Here is a 14,682-nt window from a genome sequence, read left to right on the forward strand (position 1 = left end):
TCAGATGCCGCTGCGGCGGCGGCGGCGGTAGCAGAGGCCCAGCAGGCCGATCAGCAGCAGGATCATGCGGGAAGGCTCAGGAACGACGACGATGACACCGAAGTTCTGGAAGGCCGAAGTATCCCAAGTAAGACCGCCAGTAAGGGTGATACCGCTGAGGTCCAGATCCGTGGAGGTGGTGAAGCCGCCGCCATTGGAAAGGGTGGTGGAGCCCAGGGTGGACCAGTCGAGGAGCTTGAAGATCTCGCCGAAGGTGTAGGAGCCGCTGTTGTCCACCAGAGTGACGGTGCCAGCACCCGTGCCGAGCTGGAAGCTGCCACTGGTGAGCTTGATGCTGTCATAGCCGCCGCCAGCGTTCTGCCAGTTGGTTGTATAGCTGGTATTGCTGAAGTCGGTGCCATTGGAGGTCAGGCCATTCAGATAGGTCAGAGCAGAACCGGCCCCTGGATCAAAGCCGACATCGGCCTGTGCGCTGCTCGTAATGCTCAGGCTGATGTGACCGCCATTGAGGACCTGCACGGCATTGCCAGCAGCGGTGAAAGTCATGGTGGTGTTGCTGGTGCCAGTGCTGCCAACGCCAGGAGCGAGGGTGGCACCGCTGTTGATGATCGTGCTGCCACTGATGCTGCCAGAACCGGAGAGCACCGCCGCGTTGCTGACAGTAACAGTGCCAGCTCCGCTGAGAGAACCGCTGGTGCCATCTCCGACCTGCAGCGTGCCAGCGGTGACGTTGGTCGGGCCAGTGTAGGTTTCAGTGTTGTTGAAGACCAAGGTGTTGGTGCCGAGCTTGGTAACTCCCACCGCACCACCGCCAGTGCCAGCGCTGTCCTGCACAACCGCGGTGACTGTGAAGGTGCCGCCAGCAGCATTGGTGGTGTCAAAGCCGACAGCCGAGCCTGCCTTGAGTCCATTACTGGAGACAGCAGTCAGGTTGTTCAGGAGCGTCGTGGTGTCTGCCGTGGTGAACTCTCCCGCGCCACCCACGTTGAAGGCGACAGTGGCACCGCTGTTGACAGTGACGTTGGCAGGAGTCCAGCTGGCGGACTGGTTGTTATAGAGTGAGGCCTCCTTGGCGAACTGCAGTGTGCCAGCTGTGACTGTTGTCGTTCCAGTGTAGGTATTGGCGCCAGAGAGGGTCTGAGTCCCGGTGCCCACTTTGACGAGATTCAATGCATTGGTGCTGTTGGTGATCACCCCCGCAAAGGTGGTGCTGGTGTTGTCGTTGCCAGTGGTCAGCGTAGCAGCGGCACCGCTGTTGGTGATCAGGCCGCCCGTGGAAACGGTATCACCCGAGAGGGAGCCAACTCCCGTGGCGAAGCCTTTGATATCAAAAGCAGCCCCCTGATAAACCGCAAGTGCTGAAGCGGTGGGAACGGCACCCGCAGCGCCCACCTGCAACACACCACCAGCAACAGTGGTGCTGCCACCGTAGTTGTTGGTTGCATTGCTCATCACGAGAACGCCAGCACCGGACTTGGTGAGGTTGGTGCCTCCAGTGACCTTGCCGCTGATGGTGGCCGTGACCTGCGGGCTGGTGACGTTGATATTATGTGCACCGGCAGCCAGCGTCATGGTGCCGCTAAGCGTGAGGTTGTTTGCCGCGACGGTGCCGCCGAAGGTGAAATCTCCACTCACGCTGGTGGCATTGCTGATGGTGCGGGTCGCAGTGCCTGCCAAAATGGAGGTACCGGTGCCAATGGTGATGGTGCCAGTGCCGTAGGCGTTTGTAGCAGCGGAGTTGTCGAAGATGACGCTGCCCTGGCTGATGTTCAGCCCACCTGTGAGGGTGTTGGCTGTGGAACCGCTGAACACGAGTGAGCCAGAGCCAGACTTGGTGATGGTGCCACCACCGGTGGTATTGAGAGGAGCGGAGATGATGAGGCCATCCGGGGAGACGCCGTTCACGGTGATGACCGGAGCTGCATTGGTCAGCACCAAGGCCGTGCCACTGATAGTCGGTGTGGAAGCGAGGTTGTCATTGGTGACGGTGATGGCATTAGCGGCGCTCAGGTTGAGCAGCGTGCTCGTTGCCACAGTAGGAGTTGCGGTGCCACCAGCTGAATTGTTGAACGTCAGGCTGGTGAGGGTATTGGTGCCACTTGTCGTCAGGGTGCCGCCTCCGTTGATGGTGACGTTGGAAGTCTGGGCAATCTGACCAGCGATAGCAGATCCAAATGTCATGGTGTTGGTGCCTGCAGTGACACCCGAACCCGTTGTGATCGTGATTTGATTGGACGAAGACGTGTAGGTCTGGTTGGTCTGGGCGGTCACGCCGGTGCCAGTCGTGATTGTGAACTGTGTCGCACTGGTAATCGCAGTGATAAATTCACCGGCAGGAATGCCAGTGCCGCTGATTGCCATACCGACGGTGAGTCCCGCTGTGGATGCCACGGTAACTGTGTTGCTGTTGGCAGTGGTCGTGCCGCCGGTGGCCAGGGTGCTGCCGCTGGCCGCAATGCCGGTGATAAATTCATTCGCAGGCAGGCCGGTTCCAGTCACAGCTTGTCCGACATACAGACCGGAGACAGTGCTCAGGCTGCCCACCTGAGCGGTCGAAGCCGTGGTCGTGCCAGAACTCTGTGCGCCACCAAAGGACACCGTTGCACCGTTGTTGATGGTCAGATTACCGGGGACGGCAACCGTTGTGGTGCCGTTGGCGCCGGCCGTGTTCAGAAGAAGCAGGCCGCTGTCGACGAACGTTCCACCCGTGTAGGTGTTGTTGCCAGTCAGGACCAGCGTGCTGCCGACGTTGGGGGCCCCGCTCTTGATCAGCGTCACCGGGCCGTTTGTGGTGTTGTTGGCGATCACCGCAGAAACGGACATCGCGTTGGTGCTGCTATTGAGCTGGAATGTCAGCTCCGCAGGCGCAGAGCCATTGCCTGCCGTGAGGGTGCCGTTCTGGATCGTCGTAAGTCCTGAGTTTGTGTTCGGGCTCGTGCGGAGAATACCACCAGAGGTGACTACCAGAGTTCCGGCGGCGAGGTCCAAGGTCGGAGCGACGCTGCCGCCAAGGGTAGCAGGAGCAGCTGGGTTGATCTGCAGGGAGTTGACCGTCTGAGTTCCGCCAGCCAGAGTCACCGTTCCATTGGCATTGACAGTGTTAATGCTGTAGTTGCCGTTGGAAGTCAGAGCGCCCTGGGCACCGTAAGCGGTGATATTGGTGTAGGCAGCGGAGTTCAACGCGACAACGCCGGAGTTTCCAAAGCCGACGGTGGCACCACTGGCCGTTGCCAGCGGGGCAATGTTGACCGTGATGGTGGTGCCATTGACGATGGAGGCGATGGTGGTGCCGGGTGCGAAATTGGAATTCGTGAGTGCCTGACCCACCACCATCTGAGAGGTGTTACCGGAGGTAAGTGTGACAGTAGTGCTGCCCTGGATGATGTTTGCAGTCAGAGACTGCGCTGGGGCAGTCGTAGCCCAGTTGTCAGGGGCGCCAGCGGAATTGCCTGCCGTGGCCCAGCCACCAAGAATGGCTCCGGTGCCCGTTCCTGTGTAGGAGCCCACCAAGGAAGGCGCGGTGGAATTGAGATTGGTCACAAGAATCTGCGCGCTGCCAACCACGCTGGAGCCCAGCCCCTGTCCACCTGAGCCAGGCACACCGACGAAGGCGAGCGTGGCACCGGTGGTGCGGGTCAGATTGGTCACGGTCATGGTCGCCGTATTGCCAGTGCCCTGAGCAGGAGCGGTAACGCTGAGTGCATTGGCGCCCGTTGCGGCTGTCACGCCGGTGCCGCTACCGCCGAGGATCACGCTGGAGCTGGTGTTATTGGCACCCGTCAGGGCCACAGTGGCGTTGTTAAGAGTGATGAGAGCCGTGCTGGAAATGCGCTGGTTGATGTTGACCAGACCGTTGTTGGTCATGTTCAGCGTGGCGCCGCCAAGGGTGAAGCTGGTGCTGGCGAGGGTGCCGCTGTCAACTAGAGTGAGCACGCCACCAAGGACGGTGGTGCTGCCGCTGTAGTTATTGGCACTGGTCAGGGTCAGGGTGCCGGAGCCTTCCTTGAAGAAGCTCAGTGAGCCACCAATGACTCCGCCGAAGGTGGAGTTGGAGGAACTGCTGGCGACGAAGTTGGCTGCGGTGCTGCTCGTGATCGTGCCACCCGTACCGCTGATCGGGTCATTGTTGCTCAGGGTGCCAACGTACTGATTGAAACCATTGAGGTTGAAAGTGCCGCCATTGACGACGAGCGACTGGAGTGCCGGCACAGTAGCCGTGGGTGTGACAGCGAGGGTATTGGCAGCACCGCTGTTGAGCAGCAGAGTGCCAGCGTTCAACGTGGTGGTACCGGTATAGTACTCGGTGCTGTCGAGATTCAGAGTGCCACTGCCATTCTTGGTCAGGCCTCCGGTCGTGCCCAGAAGGAAGCCCATGATGTCGAGCGAGGCTGTGCCGGTGACATGGATTTCGAACTGATTGTTCGAGGAGGTCGCGATTGAGCCCACATTCAGGGTGTTTGTGGTCGTGGCAAAGATACCACCCGTGGTGATGGTCAAGGCATCCAGACCAGCAGCACTGGTGTAGCGCTGAACCGTGGTGCCCTGAATGGCCTGACCACCGCCGGTGGCATTGATGCCAAAAGCCGAGTTCAGTGTGAGGCTGTTGAGAGCGGTGGAGCTGCTGTAGTTCTGAGTCGCTGAGAAGTTACCGAAGTTGACCGTAGCACCACTGCTGAGCGTTGTGGCGAGTTCGCTCGTCGTCATCGGACGGAGGTTGCCAGTGACGGAATCCTTGACGAGGAATCCAGTGCCGGTGCCGGTGAGGCTGTTGTCGGCAATGATATCAGAGCGGATGGCCATGGTGGTCGTGCCGTTGGCACCGGTTCCCTGACCAGCGAGGGTGTTAAAGGTACCCGTGACGACTATTGTGGCATTGCCAGCACCTGCAGCGCTGGAAAGATTGTCACCCACGATGAGCATTCCACCGCCAGTAGCCTGAGTGGCCAGAGTGCCAATGCTGAGCGTGGTGCCCAAGCCACCAGCTCCCACAAGGATGATTTTGCCGTTTCCACTGCCGAAGGTGACAGTGCCGGACAGGGTTTCGGTGACAGCCACAGCGTTGTTGCCATTCATGGAGAACGTGCCGCCATTGATGGTCAGGCCACGAGCCACAGTGGCTCCGCCGCCACCAGTGCTCAGGCGGTTGTTCAAAGCCGTGGTGCTGTTGTCGAGGTTCAACGTACCTGCACCGTTGATAATATCAGCAGTGGCCGAGCCAAACAGAACCGCTCCGGCCCCGCTGAGAGTCACCGTGCCTTGGTTGATGGTGAGGACCCCAGTGCCATTGCTCAGGCCACCCGTGAGATTGAGCGTGCCTGTACCGATCTTGGTCACGTTAAGGCTGGTCTGGTTGGCAGCTGTGAAGGCGCCCACGAAGATTGTGCTGGTACCATCTGCGCCGATGGACAGTGTGTTGGTCGTGGTGCTGCTGTTGGTGACCAAGCCACCCGTGGTGCTCGTGCCACCACTGAGAGATCCGATCACAGAGGCGTTGTTGTTGATGTCGAGAACTGCACCAGCGGCGATCGCAAATGCGGAACCGCTGAGCAGCTGAGCAGCGCCAAATCTCAGAACGCCGCCGTTGACTGTGGTGGCACCAGACCAGCTGTTGCCGGCACTGCCAAGCTGTAGAACTCCGTTACCAGTCTTGGTAAGACCAGCGCTACCAGTGCCTGTGACACCACCCACGGTGCCTCCGAGGACTGAGGTGACAGCAGGGCTGGTGACAGCCACGCTACGAGTGGAGGAACCCAGGCTGACAGCCCCGCCGAGAGTCAGGTTGTTGCCCACGAGGAGACCGCCGAAGGTGAAGTTACCCGTAAGAGTCACCGCATTGGCAATGGTGCGCGCGGTGCCGTCTGCCAGAACGGTCGTGCCATCGCCAATGGTAAGCGTGCCAATGCCAATCGGGCCTGCTGTCACGACACCACCGCTCTGAGTGCTGGCGTTCGCAAAGATGAGCGAGCCAGCATTGAGCTGAAGACCACCATTGAAGGTGCTGGCGGTGCTGGACAGAATCAAAGAACCGCTGCCAGCCTTGATCAGGCCTGCTGCAGTCAAGCCTCCCATCTGGTTCTGAATCGGGCTGCTGATGAGCAGATCGTCTGAGGAGATACCCGAGGTGGTGACCGTACGATTCAGGCCATTCAGCTCCAGCGTGAGAGTCGAGATGGTCGGAGTGAAGCCAAGGTTGTCATTGACGGAAGTAATCCAGTTGGTTGTTCCATTGAGAACAAGGACGTTGCCAGCAGACCCCGTGACCACAGGTGCTGCAGTGCCACCGTTGCCGTTGAAGGTAACGGTGTTGAGGGTGTTGTTGCCCACAAGCGTCAAAGTGCCAGTGCCATTGATGGTCACGTTGCTGGTGGCGGCAATCTGACCAGCATTGGTGGCTTCAGTGACATTTGCGCCGTTTAGGACAAGATCGCCAGGCACCTGGATGCTGCCAAGCGCACCGCTGAGTGTGAGCGTGCCCTGATCCACAACTGTCTGACCAGTGTATTGATTGGAGTAACCACCCACAGCCGGCGCACCGATGTTTGTGGCGATGTTTGTTCCAGCAGTCACCCCAGTGCCAGTGGTGATCGTAAACGTCGTGGCACCAGTGATTGCCGTGATGTATGAACCAGCAGGAATTCTTGAATTACCCGTGACAGGCATGCCGACATAGAGGCCGCTGGTGCTTGCGACCGTGATCGTCGAAGAGCCGGCTGTGGTGGTGGCTGGCAGTCCAGTAATGGTTCCGGAAGCCGGGTTAAGAGCAGCACCAATGGTGAGCGGCGCCGATACCACAGTGTTGCCAGCAGCGCTGGAGAGCACAAAATGAGTGCTATCAGTGACGCTGGAAATAATGGCTCCCGGTGCAATACCAATGCCATTAACACTCTGACCTGCGGCCAGGCCGGCCGTGCTAGGCACAGTGACTGTGGCACTGCCGGCAGTCATCGCGGCACCTGCGACTGTGACACCCAGAGGTTGCAGGCCGTAGTAGGCGTTGCTGGTGGCAGAAGACGTGGCATTCGCAGAAATGGTGATGTGCGTGCCATCAAGAATAGACGCCACCGTGGCTCCCTGCGGGATTCCTGCACCCTGCACAGGCTGGCCAACGACAAGCCCAAGGCTTGCAGGCACAGTGACCACATTGCTTCCACTGGTGACGCTGCTGATCTGCGACACATTTGAGACAGCACCGAAGACAGCGCTGGTCACAGCAGCGGTGGTATTAGCTGAAAGGGTGACTGTATTACCGGAAAGGCCGGTAATGTAAGTATTGGCAGCCACACCTGTTCCAGTGACGAGCTGGCCGACATTCAAACCTGTAGGGGTGGAGAGCGTCAGAGTATTGGTTCCCGAGGTATTGGTGACTGCGACAGTCTGAGCACCCACCGAGGAGAAGACCACAGGGAGGCTGGTGCCGTTGGTGATGTTATTGGAAAGCGTCACCACTCCTGTGCCGGAGTTATAACTCAGCACAGTGGTGTTTGCCGGAATGACGCCTGGGTTGGCAAATGTCAGTGCTGTGCCACTGGCGACCGCCGTGGTAGTAGGCTGACTGATGGTGATGCTGGTGCCAGCAGTGATGGAGGAGATGACCGAGCCAGCAGGAATGTTTGTGCCTGTGACGGTCTGACCGACCACCAGCCCCGTGGTGTTTGTCATGGGGATGACGGCGGAACCGACGGTGTTGGCGGATGTTGTGCTGAGCGCGATGCTGCCACCGCCCGCGCCGGAGTTGGAGAAGGCAAGAGCCGTGCCACTGGCGATCGCGGTAGTGGTGTTTTGATTGATCGTGATGCTGGTGCCAGCCGTGATGCTAGTGACAACAGAACCCGCAGGAACATTCGTTCCTGTGACACTCTGACCCACAACAATGCCGGTCGTGTTGGTCATCGGGATCACATTGCTGCCCGTGCTGTTGGCGGAAGTAGTGCTCAGCAGGACGGCTCCGGCACCAGTAACCGTCATGCCCGGATAGAGGATAGAACCGGCGGGAACGGTAATGGTATTGCTGGCGGAGGTGGTGGTGAGGTTCAGCACCTGCGCGGTGGGCAGGCTGAACTGAGTGGTGCCTGCCGTGGTAGATCCGGTGCCAACAACCAAGCTCGTGGTGTAGCGCGTGGCATCAGTGATGCCAATAATCAGAGCGCCGGAGGTCTGACCAAGGCCAGCACTGACAATCTGGCCCACAGCAAGACCGGCGGTGCCCGGGTTGGTAGCAGAGCCACTCACCGTAATCGTATTGGAATTGGAGGTGGTGGAAGTTGTCCAGACAGTCGGCAGAACGTTGAGCGTGACACCACTGCCGCCAGACTTCACCAGAGTCACCACTTCAGAGACGTTGTTGACAATAGAACTGTTGATGGTGGTGGTGTTATTGGCATAAACATACAGAGAAGCCGTTGAGTTCAGAGGAGAGCCAGCTGTCAGCAGGCCCCCGGCAAACACGCCAGCACCGGCATTGGTGACCAGCAGACCGCCCGTGTAATCCGAAAGGACATCACCAAGGGTGTTCATGGCGGCGGTGAAGGCGCCATTGATACGGAGAGAATTGATCGTGCGAGTCGTCACTGCACCCACGGTGGCAGCCACATTGATATTATCCGTGGCCACACCAGAACCGAGCGCATTGGCGGAGTAATTTCCGAAAGGACTGGATGTCAGTGTAAACGAGCCCGTGGTGTTGGACGCGGAGCTGAGCGTGATCGTATTTGCAACCGAGTTGATGGCGACAATCGTCGGATTTGTCAGCCCACCGACGCCGTTGACGATCTCACCCACATAGAAAGGCGCGGTGGAGAGCACATTGATCACGCTGCTGCCGTTGGTCTGCTGGGCAACGACAGAATTGACTGTCAAACCAAGCGCCCCGACACCAGAAACCCCTGAAGCAAGCGCTGCGGCAGAGCCGGGAGCGACGTAGCTGGCGAAATCATTTCCGTTTGCAATGGCCCAGACGCCAATGATCCCGTTGGTGAGCGTGGGTGCGGAAGTGATGATGATCTGAGTGTTGGAGCCTGCATTGCCAGGGCTGGTGCCTGTCACACCGTAGGCGGGCGCTCCGAGAGTGCCGCTACCGACGCTGAAGTTGAGGGTGGAGAAGTTCGCAGGAGCGCTGATGCTGGCGATCGTGAGCACCGAGTTGCCAGTGCCGGTGGCGCTGGTGTTGATCGGATTGACGGTGATGGTATTGCCACCGCGATTGACCGTGACCGCGCCCATGCTGAAGGCATCATTGCCCTGCTGGGAGTTAAAGGTCAGAGTACCGCCATTCAGCGTGGCTCCACCTGGAATGCGGCTTGCCATGGCCTGCAGGCCAGTGTTGTCCTGCGTGAGTGTGGCGTAGTTTACGGTGACCGACGAGGTGCCAGTGAGCTGACCACAATCTTTCAGGGTCAAACCAGCCATCAAGAGAGTATCACCCGTATAGGCATTGGTTCCGGTGAGGGTGAGGGTACCGCTGCCCTCCTTGGTAAAGTTGATAGCACCGTTGACCTGCCCGCCAAAGGTGGTTGCACTACCCACAGTGGTCAAAGTGGACAAAGAGCCGCTGTTGATGACCGTACCGCCCATGTTTGGCAGAGGATTGATGCTCACAAGCTGGCCAACAGCCTGATTGTTACCGTTCATGTCGAAGGTGCCAGCATTGAGGCGAAGATCGAGAACCGTCGGCGCGCTGCCGGTGGGGTTGACGAGGATAGCGTTTGAACCGAGGCCAGCCCCCAACTGCAGAGTTCCGCCGTTGATCACGGTGCCGTTGCTTCCCGCCGTGCCGGTGTAGTACATCGGCGCGTTGAAGATCAAGGTGCCTCCATCAGCCTTAACAATGCCTGAGGTGGTGTTGATGATCGGCGTGGAGAGCGTGAGGCTGCTGCTTCCAGTCACGTGAATATCCATGGTGACACCTGCGCTGGAAAGTGAGGCCGCTGAACTGTAAACTCCGCCAAGCGCCAGCAAACCGCCAGAATTCAGCGTGGTGGTCAGGCGCCCGTTGGCACCGTAGAAGCCCCCCGTGGATCCAAAGAAGTTGGTGAATCCGGTGGTACCGCCGGAGAGAAGCGTAAGGCTGTTCGGAGTGACGTTGCCAAAGAGCGCATACTCCACAGCAGTCGTAGCTGCGCCCAATCCGACGTTGGTGGTTGTGCCGGTGATAGCCCCAGAGGTGGAGGCTCCCAGGAGTTCTGTGGTCTGATTGAGCGCACGAATGACCTTGCTGGCGGAATCAAGAACAGCGAAACCAGTGCCAGTGCCTGTGGCGGAAGCATCCACAATGATGTCAGGCCGGACTGCCATCGTAGTCGAACCATTGGCACCGGATCCCTGAGTGCCCGGCACGTTAAAGGTTGCTGTCGGGATCGAAACGACGGCTTTTCCAGCACCAGAAGAGCTGGAAGCCCCCTGGATCAGGAGCGTTGCGAGTCCGTTCTGGCCGCCCAAGGCGCTGCCGGACACCAAGGCAATCGACAGATTGATTCCCTGAGTGCCAGTTGCATTCAGGTTGATGGTGCTACCGCCTGCGCTGGGAGTCAGGTTTCCGATGTTTTCTGTTACTGCGGCGGCGGAGTTGCCAAGAATTTGGAAGGTTCCACCCTGCATGCTGAGTGTGCGGGTAGCACCGGAGAAAGCCAGCGCTGCATTGAATGCAGTGCCACCGCCGAGACGGTTGTTGAGAACATTGGTGCTGTCATCAAGAAGGAGCGTGCCACCGACATTAACAGCATAGGTGTTAAAGCCTTCAGCGGCCGTAGCATCGTTGAGCTGAACTACGCCCTGATTGACCTGGAGCGTGCCAATGATATTGCCGCTGTTGTCGGTAGTGCCGAGCGTCATTGTGCCAGTGCCAATCTTGGTGAGGTTGAGCAGCCCTGATGTGTAGTCGCTGGACAGAGCACCATCGAAGGTGAAGGAGGCGTTGCCAGATCCTACCACCAGAGTGCCGGCGGTGCTGACATTGAAGTTTTTAATGGTGCCAGTGCCAGTGATCTTCTGGAGCTGAACATTGGTGAAACCACGCATGTCGAGGAAGGAGCCTGAAGCGAGAGCGACTGAGGTCTGGCCGTAGTTGGCTCCAGGGCCAAGAACCAGCGTGGTATTCGCAGCCACGTTGACTGCATTGGCGAAGTAGCTGACGCCTCCAAGCTCAACAACCCCCGTGTTGCCGGCAGTGCCTGTGGTTGTACCGAAGTTGATCGTGCCGGCGCTGACGATGTTCGAATTGATGGTGAGACCGATCTGACCGCTGCCGTTCACCGACGTGCCCGATACTGGATCCACAGTGACTGCAGTTGTCGACGAGAGGTTCAAGAAGCCGAGAATAACCGGCACCGAACGCACATCTGTAAGATTTGTGGCTGTGATGCCACCTGTAAGCGTGAGGACGCCCGTTCCAGTAATTACCGCAGGACCATTGTTACCACTAGTGCCGCCTGTGTTGTTAAACGTGAGGCTGGCAACCGTGTTGTTGAAGCCGTTGAGATTCCAAGCGCCCCCGTTGCGGATGGTCACATCAGAGGAACTTGCCACCTGCGAAGCTGCAAAGTTGAAAACCGTGGCATTGGCCTGGGCGATGGAGTCGCCGGCGGCACTGTTGCCACCAGTGATGAAGAGGTCTCCGGTGACAGCACTGCCAGCCCCTGAGGTATTGGCCAAGTTGACGATCACCCCATTGACGTAAGTCGAACCAGCATAGGTGTTCGCATTGGCAAGGGTGATGGTAGGATTGTTGGCGGTCTGTGAATACGAGTCGAGCACAAGGTTAAGGCCTCCGGCGACCCCGTTGTCTGCGATGGCTGACTGGATGGTCAGGACGCTGGCTCCGTTATGCACGAACAGCTGCGTCTGACCAGCACCGGCCGTGATTACCCCGCGGTTGAGAATGCCGTTCAATGCCGCGCCGATATTTCGACCGTTGTTGTCGATGCCAGCCAGAATACCACCGCTACTCAGAGTCAGCACATCTGTGGCCTGCTGGAATAACACGCTGGCATAGGCGCCATTCATGGTCAACGAGTTGATTGTCTGGCCACCGCTGTTGACGAAATTGTTAGTTGTAAGGCCAAGTCGCAGATTGCTGCCGCTGCTGGAATTAGAGAAAGCGAGCGTCTGCATATAAGGCGCAAGCAGGTTCACCCCTGTGCCGCCTGAAGTATCGTAGTACACAAACTCGGCATTGGTGGACACCGTGACTGTGTCACTGCCAATTCCCACATAGGCCCCCCCCATGATGCCGGAGGTATTGGCTGGTGCGCTGTTGAAGAAGATGAAAGGATTGTTCCCCGGAACGCCAGCCGCTGCCTGGAAGGCAAGGGTGGAGCCGGCGGCCAGCGTCATGCTATTGAAGGTGACGGAGGCCGTGCCAAATCCCGAGTTGCCAACGTTGATCTGGATCAGAGAAGCACCACCGGCGATAGACAGATCGCCCAGACTAATTGCGTCGTTGGTACCACTGCGGCTGAAGAAGGAGAATGCACCGCCGTCCATTGAGATCGGGACACTGCTTCCGATGCGGTTGCTCAGAGCCTGGATACCGCTGTCATCCCACCTGAGAACAGCATCATTGATGGTGATGCCCGTGGTGTACTGCAACTGGCCTTGATCGACAAGGGCGAGAATATTTCCCTGAACCGTGGTTGTTCCACCATAGGTGTTCAGGCTGTGGATGTTCAGCTGGGCAGTACGTGTTTTGACGAAATTGAGGTTGCCGTCAATATTTCCCGCCCAGTCAGAAGTAGCTGATGTCTGAACGATGAGGGTGTTCAGAGTGCTGGCCTGATTGGTTATGGTGCCACCAGTGCCAGGAAGCACACCTACGCTGGAAAGGTTACCCGTGGTCAGGTTGTGACCGTTAAGGTCAAAGGTTGCACCGCTGTTGACCACCAGAGCACCAGCATTAGGTGTGGCGGCTGTGGCGCTGACTGCTGGTGCCGTGGCGAACAGGTAAAGGATCGGGTTGCTGCTGTTAGCAGAGGAGGCGATCTGAAGTGTGCCGGCATCAATGATCGTGGCACCGGAATAAGAGTTTTGCGAGGCCCCCAGAACAAGTGTGCCGTCTCCACTCTTGGTAAGACCGCCCGTGAACGGAGTTACCGTGCCGCCCAGAGCTGCGTTCATGGTCAGCGTGGTGCTGGCCCCCGCTGTCCAGATCACAAATTCACGTGTCTGAGTAGCCGTGTTTGTGATCGAACCAACTGCGTTGCCAGTGCCGTTGGCGGCAATGGTCGTGCTCTTTGTGGTGAGAATACCACCGCTGTCGATGGAGAGCACAGAATTAGCGTTGAGGGTGACGGCGGTGCCGCCAGCCACGCCATCATTATTGATCGTGAGAGAGTTGATGCCCGTGGACTGGAATACACCGGTGGCTGCCGCGGTGTTGGTCAACGTCAGGCCGGAAGCAAAGTTGCCGATGTTCAAGTCTCCGGTGCCATTGCCGGTGCCCGCTGCTGGCAGCGTGGCGGAGTAGTTGCTGGCGGACAGACCCTGGAAGCCAAAGGCGTTAGCAGTACCGCCTGTGGCGTTATAGAGGGCAAAGCTAACTCCGCTGCCACTGGCACTGTTGTCCACGAGGAGGTAGGGCAGAATGCCTGCAGAGGTTGCACCGCTGGCACCTGCAAAAGTATCGCCCGAGGTTCCTGTGGGAGTTGGCGCCGTACCTGTGAGGAAGAAGTTGGTGTTGGTCGTTGTGGCTGCCGCGCTGCCGAGGTTGGTGCCACGGATCAGAGCGGTGGCTCCTGCCGTGCGCGCCATCGTTCCGGAGGAGGTGATGGTAATGTTGTTTGTCGTCGTATTGTTGAGCGTGACGATGTTGTAGCCCGAACCGAAGGTGATAACACCTGTGCCGAGGTTTTCAGTCACAGCCGAACTGCCGCTGCTGATGACCAGCGCACCGCCGTTGAGAGTCAATGAACGAGCCACAGTATTGCCCACACTCAGGCGTCCGTTGACCACTGTACCTGAGTTGTCGAGTGTGAGAGTATTGCTGAATGTTCCTCCGCTGGAGTAAGTAGCACCGCTGATCGTGACCGTTCCAGCGCTGCCCAAGCGACCACTGCCGCTCACAGTAACACCACCATAGGCGAGAGTAAACGCAGAGAAGGTGTTCACCCCGGTCAGAGTGAGGTTGTTAAGCCCGACTTTTGTGAGAGTCTGGGCACCGCTGATCACCCCACTGAGCGTGATGTCCCCGCCCTGGGTAACACCGCTGCTGGAATTGATGAAGTTTGAACCAATGCTGGTGGCTGCACTCAGGGAGATGGCACCCGCATAGCTGGCGCTGGTGGAGGAAGTGTTGATGAGAGCTCCCAGCGAGCTGACGGTCACCGCTGTGGCGCTGGCTCCAGTAACGGTGCCCGAGCCACCATAACCGGCACCACCGATTGTCAGCGGATAGGTATTAGCGATTGCGAGTCCGTTCAGATCAAGAACGGCACCAGAGGTAATCGTCAGAGTGTTTGCAGCCACCCCCAAGGCGGTGGCATTGCCAAGCTGAAGGGTGCCGAGAGCAACGGTGGTATTGAAGCTGGAGGAGTTGGCGGCATTGAGGATAAGAGTATCAGTCCCCTGCTTGGTGAAAGTTGGCGTCCCGGAGGAGACGGCAATGGAGTTCAAGATAAGGTCTCCATAACCGCCAACGGTGGAACTGGAACCAAGCGTCAAAGTGCCCGTGAGGCTGGCGGTCAGAGCACTGCT

The 14,682-nt window shown here is 58.5% G+C and carries 1 protein-coding gene (running past one end of the window); it reads right to left on the reverse strand.

What is annotated here, in order from left to right; translation table 11 throughout:
• On the reverse strand, positions 1 to 14,682 hold the end of the coding sequence (locus HNQ65_RS19760; RefSeq protein WP_184342208.1) for an autotransporter-associated beta strand repeat-containing protein. 15,897 nt of this gene lie beyond the right edge of the window; only the last 14,682 of its 30,579 coding nucleotides appear in the window; its start codon lies off the right edge, out of view — the gene reads right to left on this strand; the stop codon is at positions 1 to 3.

The organism is Prosthecobacter vanneervenii, from assembly GCF_014203095.1.
GTDB lineage: Bacteria > Verrucomicrobiota > Verrucomicrobiia > Verrucomicrobiales > Verrucomicrobiaceae > Prosthecobacter > Prosthecobacter vanneervenii.